The sequence below is a fragment of the Mesorhizobium japonicum MAFF 303099 genome (assembly GCF_000009625.1).
In the GTDB taxonomy this organism is placed as follows: domain Bacteria; phylum Pseudomonadota; class Alphaproteobacteria; order Rhizobiales; family Rhizobiaceae; genus Mesorhizobium; species Mesorhizobium japonicum.
In genome coordinates this window covers 4,186,036-4,200,068 of sequence record NC_002678.2, presented here as the reverse complement: position 1 = coordinate 4,200,068, position 14,033 = coordinate 4,186,036, and the positions used below count along the sequence as shown (strand labels likewise).

At 62.9% G+C, this 14,033-nt stretch carries 14 protein-coding genes; 6 read left to right on the top strand and 8 right to left on the bottom strand.

Annotation, left to right across the window (positions count from 1 at the left end; genetic code table 11):
* Nucleotides 1-30: 30 nt before the first annotated feature.
* Nucleotides 31-1,053, top strand: a complete 1,023-nt coding sequence (locus tag MAFF_RS21580) for a phosphoribosyltransferase family protein (RefSeq protein ID WP_010913087.1) — start codon at nucleotides 31-33, stop codon at nucleotides 1,051-1,053.
* Nucleotides 1,054-1,076: 23 nt separating this feature from the next.
* Here MAFF_RS21580 and MAFF_RS21575 read toward each other — a convergent pair whose 3' ends face one another.
* The 8 genes from MAFF_RS21575 to MAFF_RS21540 form a co-directional block, all read right to left on the bottom strand.
* Nucleotides 1,077-2,156: a glycosyltransferase gene (locus tag MAFF_RS21575; protein ID WP_010913086.1), complete on the bottom strand. Its 1,080-nt coding sequence runs from the start codon at nucleotides 2,154-2,156 to the stop codon at nucleotides 1,077-1,079.
* Between the two features lie 66 nt (nucleotides 2,157-2,222).
* The gene (locus MAFF_RS21570; protein ID WP_010913085.1) at nucleotides 2,223-2,672 is read right to left on the bottom strand and encodes a hypothetical protein; all 450 of its coding nucleotides are present in this window, start codon (nucleotides 2,670-2,672) and stop codon (nucleotides 2,223-2,225) included.
* Between the two features lie 13 nt (nucleotides 2,673-2,685).
* The gene (locus MAFF_RS21565; protein WP_044551133.1) at nucleotides 2,686-4,128 is read right to left on the bottom strand and encodes a GMC oxidoreductase; all 1,443 of its coding nucleotides are present in this window, start codon (nucleotides 4,126-4,128) and stop codon (nucleotides 2,686-2,688) included.
* 64 nt (nucleotides 4,129-4,192) lie between these two features.
* On the bottom strand, nucleotides 4,193-5,524 hold the full coding sequence (locus tag MAFF_RS21560; RefSeq protein WP_010913083.1) for a UDP-glucose dehydrogenase family protein: 1,332 nt from the start codon (nucleotides 5,522-5,524) through the stop codon (nucleotides 4,193-4,195).
* A gap of 49 nt (nucleotides 5,525-5,573) precedes the next feature.
* Nucleotides 5,574-6,455 carry a glycoside hydrolase family 16 protein gene (locus MAFF_RS21555; protein WP_010913082.1) on the bottom strand — a complete coding sequence of 294 codons (882 nt, stop codon included), beginning with the start codon at nucleotides 6,453-6,455 and terminating at the stop codon, nucleotides 5,574-5,576.
* Between the two features lie 154 nt (nucleotides 6,456-6,609).
* On the bottom strand, nucleotides 6,610-7,011 hold the full coding sequence (locus MAFF_RS21550; protein ID WP_010913081.1) for a hypothetical protein: 402 nt from the start codon (nucleotides 7,009-7,011) through the stop codon (nucleotides 6,610-6,612).
* Nucleotides 7,012-7,296: 285 nt separating this feature from the next.
* Entirely contained in the window at nucleotides 7,297-8,319 is a 1,023-nt protein-coding gene (locus tag MAFF_RS21545; RefSeq protein WP_010913080.1) for a glycosyltransferase family 2 protein, read from the bottom strand.
* A gap of 64 nt (nucleotides 8,320-8,383) precedes the next feature.
* Nucleotides 8,384-9,508: a nucleotidyltransferase family protein gene (locus tag MAFF_RS21540; RefSeq protein WP_044548789.1), complete on the bottom strand. Its 1,125-nt coding sequence runs from the start codon at nucleotides 9,506-9,508 to the stop codon at nucleotides 8,384-8,386.
* Between the two features lie 516 nt (nucleotides 9,509-10,024).
* On the opposite strand from MAFF_RS21540, the gene MAFF_RS37875 reads away from it, so the two are divergent.
* The 5 genes from MAFF_RS37875 (at nucleotide 10,025) to MAFF_RS21520 (ending at nucleotide 14,027) form a co-directional block, all read left to right on the top strand.
* Entirely contained in the window at nucleotides 10,025-10,177 is a 153-nt protein-coding gene (locus MAFF_RS37875) for a lasso peptide (protein ID WP_010913078.1), read from the top strand.
* A 137-nt stretch (nucleotides 10,178-10,314) separates the two neighbouring features.
* Nucleotides 10,315-10,614: a PqqD family protein gene (locus MAFF_RS21535; RefSeq protein ID WP_010913077.1), complete on the top strand. Its 300-nt coding sequence runs from the start codon at nucleotides 10,315-10,317 to the stop codon at nucleotides 10,612-10,614.
* Between the two features lie 88 nt (nucleotides 10,615-10,702).
* Nucleotides 10,703-11,113: a lasso peptide biosynthesis B2 protein gene (locus MAFF_RS21530; RefSeq protein WP_244420585.1), complete on the top strand. Its 411-nt coding sequence runs from the start codon at nucleotides 10,703-10,705 to the stop codon at nucleotides 11,111-11,113.
* Nucleotides 11,110-13,029 carry a lasso peptide isopeptide bond-forming cyclase gene (locus MAFF_RS21525; protein ID WP_010913075.1) on the top strand — a complete coding sequence of 640 codons (1,920 nt, stop codon included), beginning with the start codon at nucleotides 11,110-11,112 and terminating at the stop codon, nucleotides 13,027-13,029. The genes MAFF_RS21530 and MAFF_RS21525 overlap by 4 nt, the downstream gene beginning before the upstream one ends.
* A complete protein-coding gene (locus MAFF_RS21520; protein WP_010913074.1) occupies nucleotides 13,026-14,027 on the top strand; it encodes a hypothetical protein in 1,002 nt (333 codons plus the stop codon). Before MAFF_RS21525 ends, MAFF_RS21520 begins: the two co-directional genes overlap by 4 nt.
* The last annotated feature ends 6 nt before the right edge of the window (nucleotides 14,028-14,033 follow it).

Sequence of the window (14,033 nt, the reverse complement as noted above, 5' to 3'; positions counted from 1 at the left end):
CAATATCCACACGAACATCAGGTCTGATCCATGCACTACCGATCGATCTCCGACATGAACGACACCATCGTCGGCAACCTTCACCGGCTGCCGTGCGACATCGACCTGGTGGTCGGCGTCCCCAGAAGCGGCGTGCTGGCGGCGACGCTGGTCAGCCTTGCGGCGAACATTCCGATGACCGATCTGGATTCCTTCCTGGAGGGCCGGGTCTATACGTCAGGCATCACCAAGCGCCGCGCCGCGCTCGACCGTAAGGTCTCGGACATGCGCAAGGTGCTGGTGATCGACGACAGCATCGCCGGCGGCAACGCCATGCGCGATGCCCGTGCCCGAATCGAGGCTGCCGGGATCGAGGGTGATTTCATCTATGCCGCGGTGTTCGGCCTGCAGGCGCAGCATCCGGAAACCGACGTCGTCTTCGAGGTCGTGCTGCATCCGCGCATGTTCCAGTGGAACTTCATGCACCACAAATTCCTGGCGCAATGCTGCGTCGACATTGACGGCGTGCTGTGCCTCGATCCGACCGAGGCGGAAAACGACGATGGTCCGGCCTATGAGAAATTCCTTAGCGAAGCGCGGCCGCTTCATGCCCCGACCCACAGGATCGGCTGGCTGGTCACCAGCCGGCTGGAGAAATACCGCGCTCTGACCGAGGCGTGGCTGGCCAAGAACGGGATCCTGTACGACCAACTGATCATGCTCGACCTGCCGAGCAAGGCGGAGCGCCAGCGGCTCGGCGCGCATGGCAGTTTCAAGGCCGATTTCTACCGCAAATCCAACGCCATCCTGTTCATCGAAAGCGAGCATGCACAGGCGCTGAAGATCACGGAGCTGTCGGGCAAGCCGGTGCTGTGCGTCGAAACACACATGGTGAGCTTCCCCGATGCGCTGTCGCTGCCGGCGCTCGGCCAAGCGGCGCGCAACCTGCCAGCCAGGCTGCGGCAGATCAACTCGCAGCAAGGCCGCAAGGGCGCCGCCAAGGCCCTGGCCCGCGCCCTGCTCGGCGCCCGCGGCTACGAGACGCTGAAAAGCCGGGTCAAGCGCCCGGCCTGATCGGCTGCCTTGCTGGGCGCTGGCTACGCCGCCTGGCGCGCGCGCTGCTGCACGGCCCTGTCCAGTATCGAGAAGAAGGTGACGAACTGGCGATCGGGATCGAGCTCCGGACGCGCCGCGAAGCCGCGCGCCAAGTTTGAAACCCGCTCATATTCCTTGTTGTCGTTCCACAGCTGCCTGACGGCCGCGACCCAGTCGATGAGCGGAGCATCGTAGTCGAGCACCGTGCCACCGGGGCCGATGGCTTCGGGCAGGCCGCCGCGCCGCGAACCGACGACCGGAATGCCGCTGCAATGGGCCTCGGACGCGACGCGGCCCCAGGCCTCCTCCCATTTCGAGGGCGCGAGCAGGATCCTGGTGCGGCCATAGATCGTCTTCATGTCGTTGGTGCGGCTCTCCAGCGTGACATTGCCGAGCGGCGCGATCGTCTCCTCGATGCGCGCGCGATGGTCGTCCTCCAGCTTCCAGCTTTCAACGAACAGGAACGGGATTTCCGGGCAGGCGCCTGCGATGCGCACTGCCAGTTCGAAGCCTTTTTCCTCATAAGGATTGATCAGGGTGACGAACTGGCCCGTGGTCGGCGTGCTGTACTGCGTCGGGTTGATGGTCGGCGGAATGACCGTCGCCTCGATGCCGAATTCCCTCTTGTAGCTGCGCGCGGTGAACTCCGAATTGGCGATGTAGAGTGCGGAACCCAATTCACGCAAATCGCCGCCCAGCTCATGGAACTCGACATTTCTGAGATAGACGACCAGCGGCACGCCCTCGGCCTGCAGCGCTTTGCCGAGCGGAACCGATTTGTGGCACTGGACCACCGTCACATCCGGCTTCAGTTTCTTGACGGCAAACCCTGCCGCCTCCCAGGGAAACCATGTCCTTATCACCGGGTAACCGGGAAAGCTGTCGACGACCGCCGGTTGCCGCATGAGCTTCATCTTGGCGCGCGCCTTGAAGCCGAACATGCCATCGCCGAACAGGGCGCAGAGCACCGACGCTTCATGGCCATGTTCGATCAGCTGCTGCACCAGATGATGCGTGCTGGATTGGACGCCGCCACCGAACTCGGGCGGATAGCCGTTGCCGCTGGCAAAGAGGACTTTCATGATCCTGGCTCCTGGTCTTCTCGCGTTTCAGTCATGCGGCCGATGAAGAGCCGCGTCGAAGACGCCTCAAGCGCTCTGTGGCGGATCAAGCGTCGCGAACGGATTGGTGCATGAGTTCCATCCGGTGAACCGGATCGGATCGTCAGGCGAACTGCGCCAGGCGTAGTCCGTCAGCATATGGAACTCGGCGACGGCCCAGCGATCGAAATGCGTGAGATCATGTTGCTTCTGCCGCGGCAGCAACCCGCGCGCCCGGCCAAGCTTCGTCTTTTCAAGCAAGGTGACGGCATCGCCCAGCTTTTGGCTCGGGAATATCCAGGGATTGCGGTTGCGGAATTCGAGCACGAACTGCTGCAGATGCTCGATGCGCATATTCAGCCTGCCGAGATATTTTTCCAGCGTGACGCGAACCAGATCCTCGTCCGAAAACGAGGAGACGGCGGCGTAGGCGACGCCCGTCGAGGCAACGCCACCCGCCAGGATGGCCAGTGCCGAACGCCGCGTGACTTCGATCATCGGCCCGCTCCTCTCACGCGATCCTGCTCGCCGCCCGCAGGGACAAAGCCGCCGCGGTCAGACTTGGGTTGGCGCAGGAGCAGCTCGGATAGGTGCTGGTGCCGACGACAACCAGGTTTCTCAACCGGTGATGGATCATGTTGCTGTCGATCACCGAATCAGCCGGGCCGGTACCCATCCTCAGCGTGCCCTGGACATGCGATTCCGTTGGCCTTATGCCGCGGTCGAAGAGCCGTTCGACCGGCAGCGGGGCAAGCAGTTCCGGCAATTTGTCCAGCGCCCGGGCCATGCCCTTGACCGCATAGTCCGACGGTGCCTTGAAGGAGACGAAGGCATTGTCGTCCTCGTCGAGGGTGACGAAATTCTCGTCATCGAGCAGGTTTTCAGTGACCACGACCAGCGGCAGTGTCTGCCGCAAACGCCCCTTTTCGGCGCGCATCCCGTGCTGCCAGCGGTTCTCGAAATAGACCAGCGCCGCCGCGTGCTCGGACCGGTGCGGACCGTCATAGAGGCCGAAATTCAGTCCGGTGGTGATGGTGCTGCCGTCGAAATTGTCGACGCCGTCGAGATAGACCTCGAAATTCCAGCCATAGGATTCATGCAGGCCGCGCCCGACGAATTCGTCTCTCAGGCCGGAGCGCAGCATGATCGCCGCGCTCTGGATGGCGTTGGCGCCAAGAATGAAGAGGTCGCCGCTGACCTGATACTCCTTGCCGTCATGGACGAAGGTAACCGAACGGACCGTGCCGCCGACCTGATCGAGCCGCCGCACTTCCGCGCCAAGGCAGACTGAAACGTCGGGATGCTCGAAGACATGCATCAGGCCATTGTTGGCGGTGAATTTCGCGTCGACCGGGCACAGCCAGCAGCGCAGATTGGCACAGCACGAGGTGCGCTGCGCGGTCGGCACCCGGGCGCGGGCGGTCGGCATGACGAAATGCTGGTCGGGCTGGGCCGCCTTCATCATCTTGTCCGGCGTCGACATGCGATGCGGCGGTTGCGGAAACGGTTTCGAGCGCGGCAGCATCGCCGCCATGTCGGGATCGCCGGAGATCGACATGATCTCTTCGGCATCGCAGTAGAACGGCTCGACATCGTCATAACTGATCGGCCAGTCATTGCCGATGCCATAGGTGCTTTTCAGCCTGAAGTCGTTGGGATGGAACCTCGGCGTCTGCGCGAACCAGCAGTTGGTCCCGCCACCCAGTCCGATCGTGTAATTCCACGGCTTGTCGGAGTTGGTCTTGTAGGTCGACTCGTCGTCGATGTCGGTGTTGGCGTTCTGCCCGAGCTGCCATTCATGCGTGTTGTGCCGACCCCATTCCAGGATCAGGATGCGCGCCTTACGCCGCTTGGCGAACTCGTGCAGGAAGAAGGCCGAACCGAAACCGGAACCGATCGCGATGAGATCGAAATGATCCTTGGTGATTTGCTCGGGCTTTACGTCCAGCACCATCAGCTGCAACTCCTTTCCGCGCCGGGCGCGCGTGCCAAACTCCGCTTGCTTCCCGCGCTCGCTCTCATGCCGCCATTCTGCCGATCGAGTGATATTCGATGCCGTAACGCGCCACGACCTTGGGGTCATAGAGGTTGCGGCCGTCGAAGATGACCGGCGTGGTCAGCGCGTCCTTCAACGCATCGAACGACGGGGCTCGAAAACTCTTCCATTCGGTGGCGATGAGCAGTGCATCGGCGCCGCGCAGTGCCGCTTCCTTGGTGCCGCACAAAAGCAGGTCGTCGCGCAGGCCGTAGATGGCCTGGCATTCCTGCATAGCCTCGGGGTCATAGGCCTGCACGGTTGCTCCGGCCTTCCATAGCGCTTCCATCAGGACACGCGCCGGCGCCTCGCGCATGTCGTCGGTGTTGGGCTTGAAGGCCAGACCCCAGAGCGCAAAGGTCTTGCCCTTGAGACTGCCCTTGAAATAGCGGTTCACCTTGTCGAACAGCACGGATTTCTGGTCGTTGTTGCGCTCCTCGACGGCGCGCAGCAGCTTGGCGTCGAACTTGACGCCCTCGGCGGTCTTGATCAGGGCGCGGACGTCCTTGGGAAAGCAGGAGCCGCCATAGCCGAGACCCGGATAGATAAAGTGGTAGCCGATGCGCGGATCGCTGCCGATGCCCTTGCGCACCTCCTCGATGTCGGCGCCGAGCTGCTCGGCCAGGTTGGCCATCTCGTTCATGAAGCTGATCTTGGTGGCCAGCATGCAGTTGGCGGCGTATTTCGTGAATTCGGCGCTGCGCACGTCCATCACGATCATCTTTTCATGGTTGCGGTTGAAGGGCGCGTAGAGTTCGCGCATCACCGCCTCGGTCCCCTCGCTCGAAGTGCCGACGATGATACGGTCGGGCCTCATGCAGTCGGCCACGGCCGAGCCTTCCTTGAGGAATTCGGGATTGGAGGCGACGTCGAAGCTCAGGTCTTCACGCCCTCTCTTCTTCAGCGTCTCGGCGATCTTGGCCTTCACCTTTTCGCAGGTGCCGACCGGCACGGTCGACTTTCCGACGACGATCTTGGCGGTGTCCATTTCACGGCCGATGGTCTCGGCGACCGCCAGCACATATTTGAGGTCGGCCGAACCGTCTTCGCCGGGCGGCGTGCCGACCGCGATCATCTGGATTTCACCATGCCGGACGGCGGCTGCGGCATCGGTGGTGAATTTGATGCGGCCGGCGGCGTGGTTCTCCCGGACGAGGCTTTCTAGGCCTGGCTCGAAGATCGGGACGAAGCCCTGGTTGAGGCGCTCCACCTTGTTTTCGTCGATATCGACGCAAACAACCTGGTGGCCAACCTCGGCAAGCACCGCCGCCTGCACGAGGCCGACATAGCCAATTCCAAACACCGTCAAGTTCATTCGGTTTCATTCCCATCCATGGCCGCGACCTGTTTTCGATCCGGCCGGTTCAATTCGTCTTTCCCAACTCTTTTACGCTGCATACGAGCGATTCCGGAAACTGGCATGGCTCGCCGAGCGCGGTGAAGGCAACGCGTTCGACCTGCAGCGACAGCTTGCGGCCCGGATCCGCGAACGCGCCCATCCAACCCTTCATGGTTTCGCTGCCCCAAAGGCTGAAGAAGATCTTCTGCGCATGGCTGGGCAGCTTCGCCGGGTCGGTGATGGTGTTCACCAGCTGGCCGTTGACGTACCAGCGCAAACTGTCCTTTTCCCAGACGAAGGCGTAGTCGTTGAAGGCCTTGTCAGTGCCGCCCGGCACCTCGACCAGCTTCTCGTTCTTGCCCTTGCCGTCGATATAGGCGTTGACCTGCACCTTGGAGGTGTCCTTGGTCAGGATCTCGAAGTCGATCTCGTCCCAGGGCTGCTTGTCCGACGGGCCGATATAGGTGAAGAAGGCCGCGTTGAGACCGGAGCCGGTGTCGGTCTTCAGCCGCGCCTCATAGGTGCCATAGCCGAAGCGCTGCTTGGTCTGGATCTCGCCGCAGGCGAACTCGCGATCCTTCAGCTTCTGTTTTTCGAAACCAAGCGACAGCACACCGTCTGAAAGCTCGACCAGCCCCTTCGACCAGGTGCAATTCTGGTGGCTGCCGTTGCTCCAGCCGTCGGAAACATACCAGCGCGACTTATCGAAGCTCTTGAAATCATCGACGAAAGAGGGAGCGGACTGGATATCCTGCGCATGGGCGGGAGCCGCAAAGAGGCTGCCGAGAGCAGCCAGCACCAGCCCGCCGATCAAGCCCAACCGCCGCAGGTCGGCTTGCCGGGTCTCATGCGCGACGGAGGTTGCGTCAATTGCTGTCGTGGACGTGGTTTTCGGATCCAAATTCATACCAAACTCACCTTTGTGCTGTGCGTCCCCAACCCAAAGTCGACGTTTGAACCGCTTCCAAACGGGCCGACCTTGGCCTCCTCTTCGACCCTCCCGATTCCCTCTCCTGTCTGCATCATGCTTTTGAAGCTTGCATCATGCCTTTGAAGTAGTCTCACGCCCGGCCGGCGCCCGCAGGCCTGGCGAAATCGGCCGCTGCGGCCGAATCGGACGCCCCACCCTCGTCGAAGACCATATCCAGCGAATGACGCAGTTCCTTCATCAGGCCGTCCTGGCGCGACAATGCCGCGATGCGGCGTTCGCAATTCAGGATCGATTGCGTCAGCGCGCTGACTTCGGATGCGCGCCTCTCAGAGGCGGAGCCGTTTTCCATGGCTTCGACGAGAAAGGCCGCATTGGTCGCCGTCTTGCGGTAGCGGCTCTCCAGGCCGGTTTTCTCTGCCTTGATCTCGGCGGCGATCTGCTCGAACAGTTTCGCCAGCCGGTCGAGGCGCGCTATGTCGGCCTGCCGGTCGCGGGCAGGATCCCTTGATCTGAAGCCAAATATCGAGGCCATGGGCTTAAATTCCTGTCATCGCCGGCTTACTGCCGACCACTGGCCATCCCCGCAAACGGGGCTGAAAAGCTCGTACCGCATTGTCCAGCTCCTTTTGACGGGAGAGACGTCGGACCAGTCCGATCGGGGGCCAGTTCGGCTGGTCGTTCAATTTGCTGCACCGCAACATAGACTGCCATCGTCGGAGCCGTGAGGCAACCACCCAATTCGTAAACTCTTAAATCCAGTGGAAATGGTTTGCACAGTGCGGGTACTTTTTGACGGTGATGCGGGCATTCCTGCCCCTTACCGCTCCTTGCCCGCACTGGTCCCGGCCATCAGGAAACGCAGCGGCGGCACGCGCTTTTGCCTGGACACAAGGCCAACGCGCCGAAACAGCGCCTCCAGCTTGTCGGAGGCCACGCCCTGGACGATGGGGACCAGGTTGGATTGACTTGCAAAGGCGTAGGCCGCGGCCGAAGCCAGTCCGCGCTCGGCCTTCACGTCGAGAAAGTTGCGCAGGCGGTATTTGTCGCGCACATGCCGCTCGTGCCGCCGCAGCACCGCCTTGGAGCCTTCCGGCAGGCTGTCTATCGCCAACAGCGCCAGATCGGCGTCGGCCAGCCGCTTCAGGTCCTGCGTCTTGTGGCGGCCGCTCAGCGAATCAGCGCGAACGATGGCGCCGTAGCCGCAGGAACGGATGACCTTGAAGCGCGCGCCGTGGGCGACCGCGCGGGCATAGAGCTCATAATCCTCGCCCAGCCGCAGGCTTTCGTCGTAGCGCAATCGGTGCCGGTCGAGGAAGGCGCGGCTGATCACCGGCTTCAAGAAGCCAAGCTCGCCTCTTTGCACGCGGCGCCTGGAGATGTTGCCCTCGACGAAGCGCTCGAAGTCGAGGAATTCCGGATCGGCGGCAAAATCCGGGGCGACGATCTTGGTCGCGTCGTTCGTCGCATCATCCCTGATGAGCATGATGTTGTCGGCCGCGAAATCCCAGTCAGCGGCGGCAAACAGGTTGCGGAACCGGCCCTCGAGGAAGAAGTCGTCGGCATCCAGAATGCTTATGAACGGCGCTTTTGAGCCGGCGATCGCGGCATTGCGCGCGAAGGAGGGGCCACGATTGACGTCGAGGCGCATGACCTTGAGCCGGCCGCTGCCGTCGTCGGCAGAGCGGGCGACCTCGGCCGTATTGTCGGTGGAGCCGTCGTCGACGACGACGACCTCCGCCGCCTCGGGTTCGCGCAACGCGGACGCGATGGCGACCGCGATCGTGCGTGCCGCATTTTTGGCCGCGATGATCACGCAGACCTCTGATTTCGTCATCGACATGGGTTAGCCTCTTGCACAGGTTCCGATTTGCCCTCGCCCTGTACGTATTGCAACGCCACCGCCATCACGGGCTGGCCGGCCGTTCGAAGATGCGGCGGCTGATGTCCGCCGACGCTGCCCAGGCGGCCTCGGCCAGATAGCGGACGGGAGCCCTGCCGCACAATTCCCATAGCACCGTTCGCCGCTGCGGCCACCGCAAGGATGACAGCCATGGCGCGATGACCATGTTGAGCAGGTCCTCATTGCCGATGCGCGACAGGATCGGCTTGGCCCGCTCCGACAGAAGCGTGCCGGTGGCGCCCAGCAGCACATCGGCGGCGCGCAGGCCGAGCAGCAGCGTGTCGTCCAGCCCCTGGCTCACCGCGGCATCCAGCACACGTTGCTGATCGGCCTCGCCGAGACGGTTGGCGCTGGCCCTGATGTCGCAGACATAGCCGGCGCAAGGTTCGTGGTTGAACAGGGCCTTGGCGACGCTGATGCAGGACAGCATCAACGTGTCGGCTGCCGAGGTGAACGGCACTTCGGTGCCGGTGATCTCGACCAGCCGCTTGCGCCGCAGGAAGCCGTCGGCATCGCGCGGACTGGGTGAGCCCGGCTGCTGGAGGCGATAGTGGAGGTCGACCGTGGACGGCCCGTTGCCACGGATCATGTGCTGTTCGCCGAGGAAGCGGACCCACCAGACGGAGCGTGACTTGCCCGAGACCTCATAGCCGATCGAGCGCAGCGCATCGCGCGCTCTCGAGAATCCGGCCGGGGAAACCAGGATGTCGACATCGCCCGAAGGCTTCATGAAATGGTCGTCATAGAGCAGATGCTGCTGGAAGGGACCTTTGAGAAAGACGAAATCGATCTGCCTGTCGCGCAGCGCCTGATGGATCACCATCGAATCCATGAGACAGGCGGCGTTCATCGAAACCGTCCGCCGGCGATAGGTGTCGAGCCATTGGAAAAGCTCGGCGGGCCTTTCGCCCACCGGGGCGCGCGACAGCACCTTCAGGACGAAGGTGGCGACCTTGTTCAGCCTGGCAATATCGGCGACGGCGGCTGCGGAAAGGTTCGGCATCGACACATCGCCGGCAGCAGCAGCCGCGCCCGAGAAATACAACCGCAGGCAGGCCCGCACATAGGCAATCTCGTCGGCACAGTCGGCGGCGCGCAGTCGTTCATAGGAACTTTCCGGCAAGGCCATTGAGTGCATAGTCTCCAAAATGCGGTTTGCACGACGTTTATGCTGCAAGTGCGAAACAAAGCATCCTCAAAAACCTCGACGCCGTAAAGTCTTTCCTTTCGCAGTGCGAGATTTTGCAACCAGAGCGTTTGCCGAGCTTCCCCGAAGCGGCGCAGCATAGGGCCGAAATTCCGACCCAATCGAGGCGCTTTAGCCGATCCTCGAACCCGGCCGGCTAACAAGAATTCATCTTTTTAGCCATGCCTAAAAAAGCGCCAGCGCTATGGACTTTTTATGCAAGTAAATTCAATCTCTTAAAGAATCGCCCGCGCCGAAGGCAGACTGCATCGAGCTTCGGCTCAAGTAAGGCGGAATCTTGAGCATTTGAACACACATGGTGACGCCCGCAACCCGTAATTGATTAACCGGAGGTAAATCAGACTTGACTCATAAATGTTGCTATGCAGCTATTGCATCGCAGCATGAAAGTGCTGACGGCACTCGACAGGCCGTTTCCAGTCCTCATTGGAGAGTAAAATGGAACAGAATGTTGAAAAGCACGAGTACGAAACGCCAAGCCTCACGGTACATGGTTCGATTGAAACCATCACCCAGGGCGGTGGCGGCAGCACGGCAATCGACGCGTCGTTTCCGGCGCACACCCCGATTGGCGATCTGACGTTCTCCTGAGAACTAGCTTGGTTTTGGAGGAGTGACGTTGGGCCTCCAGGATTGAAGACCGTAAATGGAGCCGGGGATGAAAATCCCCGACTTTCCGCTTTCGAACTGACGACGCGTAGGCCGTGTGTTGCTAAGGAGGTTTTGGCATGAACTGGAACCCATCCGAGCACGATTGCGTAAGTGCCACCGGGGACGCCGTGGCTTGCGAATTCGGCGGTGGCCTCGCGCTTCTCAACCTGAAATCCAATATTTACTACAGCCTCAACGCCGTCGGCGCGTTCATCTGGGAGCAGATCCAGCAGCCGAAGTCGATCGCCGATATCCGCGGCGCCGTGCTTGAGCGCTACAATGTCGACGCCGAGCGCTGCAAGGCCGACGTCGACGCCTTGCTGAAAGGCCTGGCCGAAAACGGACTTGCGAGGCTGCACAATGAGGCACTTGTCTAGGCAGGTTCCGCAAAAGGCCATGATTTCGCGGCAAAGACCTGCGACGGACCAGAGATCGAGGCCAGCGAAACGCCGGCCCAGCTGGAGCTTGGCCAGGGTCCTGTCCCTGAGCGGCTCGGAAGCCCTTTTCCTCTGCCACTGCCTGCTGGTGGTCGCGACCGTCCGGCTGGGGCTGACCTTGTTCTCCTACAACCGTGTTCGCGCCATGGTGACCCGGCTCAACGCGCGCCAGTGCGCCAGCATGGGCGAGTTGCGGCTCGTCGCCTGGGGAGTTGCCGCGGCTGCACGGTTCGTGCCGCGCGCCTCTTGCCTGACCCAGGCTCTTTCGGGCCAATACATTCTCGCGCGCCAGGGCAACGCCTCCAACATCCGCATCGGCGTCGAACGCGGCACGGGCGAGCAGTTGAAGGCGCATGCCTGGCTGGTCAGCGACAACCATGTCGTGCTTGGCGGCTCCGTCGATGGGTTCGCGCATCTGGTCGACCACGGCAGCCGATGAGCGGCGTCGCCGGAATCCTGCTGCGACAAGAAGCGCCGGCCGACGCGGCGACCGACATCCAGCGGATGCTGGCCCGCATGCGCCATCGCGGTCCCGACGGAAATTCGTGGTGGCTGGACAGCGGTATCGCCCTTGGCCACGCCTGGCTCAACACCACGGATGAAGCCGGCCCCGGCCCGCTGACCATGGCCGGCGGCAAGCTCGCCATCACCGCCGATTGCCGGCTGGACAATCGCGACGAGCTGATGGCGAGGCTTGGCATACGCGACAGGTCGGTTGCGGACGCCGTCTTGCTGATGCGGGCCTATCTGCGCTGGGGCGAATCCTGCCCCGTGCACCTGCAAGGCGATTTCGCCTTTGCCATCTGGGATGCCGAGCGGCAGCTGTTGTTTTGCGCGCGCGACCATTTCGGGGTCAAGCCATTCTACTACCACGCCGCGGACCGGCGCTTTGCCTTTGCCTCCGAGATCGGGCCTATGCTTGGGCTTGATGGGGTCGGCGCGCGCATCAGCGAGCACCGCATTTCGGGATTCCTGGCCGGGCTTCCCGACGACCCGCAATCCACCCCCTACAGCGATATCTTCACCCTGCCGGCGCGCCACAGCTTGACTGTCACCGCACAACAGGTGGTGCTGCGCCGATACTGGCAGATCGAACCGTCGGTGCGACCGGCGCGGTCGGATGCGGCGGAGGAATTCGCGCATCTGTTTTCGCAATCTGTGCGCAACCGCATGCGCGGAAGCCGGTCGGTCGGCGCGATGCTGAGCGGCGGCCTCGATTCCTCGTCGATCGCCTGTGTCGCCGGCCTGCAGAACGCCGCCGAGCGGAAACCCAAGCTGCCGACCTTTTCGCTGGTTTTCGAGAAGGGCTCGTCGATGGACGAACGGGCCTTCATCGATGCCGTGCTGGACCAGCACAAGACCGACCCGACGCTGATCCCTGTCGGCAATTATGCACCTTTCGCCGAGTTCGAACGGGTGCTGGAGGAACAGGAGGGCACCTTCCTGGCGCCGGGCCTGACGCTGACCCGCGGCATCTACCGCACGGCGGGCGCAAAAGGCATCAAGGTGCTGCTCGACGGCCATGGCGGCGACGAGGTCGTCTCACAGGGACATGGCCATCTGCACGAGCTTGCCAATGGCGGAAGGTGGCTGGACCTTTGGCGCGAGGTCCGCAGCGCCTCCAACACCTATGGCGACAGCACGCTCGGCCTCTATTTCCAGTTCCTGACCCTTTATGGACCGGCCTGGCGCATCGCCAAGGCGAGACAGCTGGCGAACCGTGCCCTGAACAGGATACGCAAGCCCACGCAAATGCAGCGCGGCCGCAGCTGGCGCGACCTGATCAATCCCGACCTGGCCAGGCGCACCGAACTTATCGACCGCTTCCATCGGGCCGGCTACATGCCGCCCGGCGTCCAGGCCAGCGACGCGCTGAGCCATCGCTGGATCCTGTCCAACGGCTATGTGCCGCACTCTTTCGAGGTCCTCGACAAGGCGGCGGCCAATTTCGGCGTCGAGCCGCGCTATCCCTTCTGGGACAAGCCGCTGGTCGAATTCTGCCTGGCGCTGCCGGGCGAGGAAAAACTCAGCCACGGCTTTGGCCGCTATGTGTTGCGCCGGGCCATGGAGGGCATCCTGCCGGCGGCGGTGCAGTGGCGGCGCGACAAGATCGATTTCACCGCCAATCTCGTCAACGGCATGGTGCGCAACCACCGCGACCTCCTGGAACAGCTGCTGGTTTCGGATGCCGGCCGTATCGCGCCCTATGTCAACCTGCCGCAGGTGAGCGCCGCCTATGCCCGGCTGCTCAGCCAACCCGATCAGGTGGCATCGCTGGATGTCCAGTATGTCTGGCGTTCGGCCTCGCTGTCACTCTGGCTGCGGCAGGTCCAGCACGGCGGGAGCCCCGCATGATGCCGCCTAACCAGCCGCTCGCCACATACCTTGACGATGCCCCTTCCCATGGCGGGATGATGAGGGAGCGACGTTACTACCGGGCCTATGGCCTGACCGTCGCGTCCGACGTGGCATTGCCCGAGCTGGAGCCGACGGAGCCGGCGGCGGCGGATATCCTGATCGCCATCGGCACGATCGACATGCCGAAGCCTTCGTCCGAGGCCGCGACGATCTTCCGCTTCGAGCCTGACCGGCAATATCTGGCGTGGCATGCCGTCGGCGCCTTCCTGATCAGCGATGCCGACCGTATCGACATCGAGCCGGCGCCCGGCGTCGATGACGCGCTGCTTGCCTTCCCGCTGCTTGGGCCGGTGATGGCGTTGTTGCTGCACCAGCGCGGCCTGCTCGTGCTGCATGCCAGCGCCATCGCGGCGGCCGGCAAAGGCGCCATCTTCATGGGCGACAAGGGCGCTGGCAAGTCGACGACGGCAAGCGCGCTGATCCGGGCCGGTCATGAATTGCTTACCGACGATGTCGTGGCGCTCGATCTCGCCAGACCGGACGCGCCGATGATCGTTGCGGGGTTTCCCCAGATCAAGCTTGCCGCCGACGCCGCGGCCGCGATCTCGCTCGGCCGGGCGGAGGTGCGGCCGCAAGTGCATCCGGCGATCGAGAAGATGCAGCATCGCTTGCATGGCGCCTTCTCCGGCGGCATGGTGCCGGCGACCAGGATCTATGTCCTCGAGCGCGGCGCGAAGGCCGCGATCACGGCCTTGCCCGGCATCGCTGCTCTGCCGGCGATCATCAAATTCTCCTATGTGACGCGGTTCGGCCGCGCGGCGCTCTCCGGCGATTTCGCGGCGCTGCATCTTCGCCAATGTTCAGCAATCGCTAACCATGTCGGCGTGTTCCGGCTGGAAGTTCCGACCGGCCTCGACAGGATTGGCGAGGCCGTGGCGCTGGTCGAAAGCGACCTGGCGGCCGGGGATCTTGCGGCCGGCCGTCGGCGGCGGTGAGCGCAA

Bases quoted from the DNA above. Each gene is read 5' to 3' on its own strand.
- MAFF_RS21540 (WP_044548789.1), bottom strand. From the start codon at position 9,508: ATGGCCTTGCCGGAAAGTTCCTATGAACGACTGCGCGCCGCCGACTGT.
- MAFF_RS37875 (WP_010913078.1), top strand. From the start codon at position 10,025: ATGGAACAGAATGTTGAAAAGCACGAGTACGAAACGCCAAGCCTCACG.
- MAFF_RS21550 (WP_010913081.1), bottom strand. From the start codon at position 7,011: ATGGCCTCGATATTTGGCTTCAGATCAAGGGATCCTGCCCGCGACCGG.
- MAFF_RS21570 (WP_010913085.1), bottom strand. From the start codon at position 2,672: ATGATCGAAGTCACGCGGCGTTCGGCACTGGCCATCCTGGCGGGTGGC.
- MAFF_RS21520 (WP_010913074.1), top strand. From the start codon at position 13,026: ATGATGCCGCCTAACCAGCCGCTCGCCACATACCTTGACGATGCCCCT.
- MAFF_RS21535 (WP_010913077.1), top strand. From the start codon at position 10,315: ATGAACTGGAACCCATCCGAGCACGATTGCGTAAGTGCCACCGGGGAC.
- MAFF_RS21575 (WP_010913086.1), bottom strand. From the start codon at position 2,156: ATGAAAGTCCTCTTTGCCAGCGGCAACGGCTATCCGCCCGAGTTCGGT.
- MAFF_RS21555 (WP_010913082.1), bottom strand. From the start codon at position 6,455: ATGAATTTGGATCCGAAAACCACGTCCACGACAGCAATTGACGCAACC.
- MAFF_RS21545 (WP_010913080.1), bottom strand. From the start codon at position 8,319: ATGTCGATGACGAAATCAGAGGTCTGCGTGATCATCGCGGCCAAAAAT.
- MAFF_RS21580 (WP_010913087.1), top strand. From the start codon at position 31: ATGCACTACCGATCGATCTCCGACATGAACGACACCATCGTCGGCAAC.
- MAFF_RS21565 (WP_044551133.1), bottom strand. From the start codon at position 4,128: ATGGTGCTGGACGTAAAGCCCGAGCAAATCACCAAGGATCATTTCGAT.
- MAFF_RS21525 (WP_010913075.1), top strand. From the start codon at position 11,110: ATGAGCGGCGTCGCCGGAATCCTGCTGCGACAAGAAGCGCCGGCCGAC.
- MAFF_RS21560 (WP_010913083.1), bottom strand. From the start codon at position 5,524: ATGAACTTGACGGTGTTTGGAATTGGCTATGTCGGCCTCGTGCAGGCG.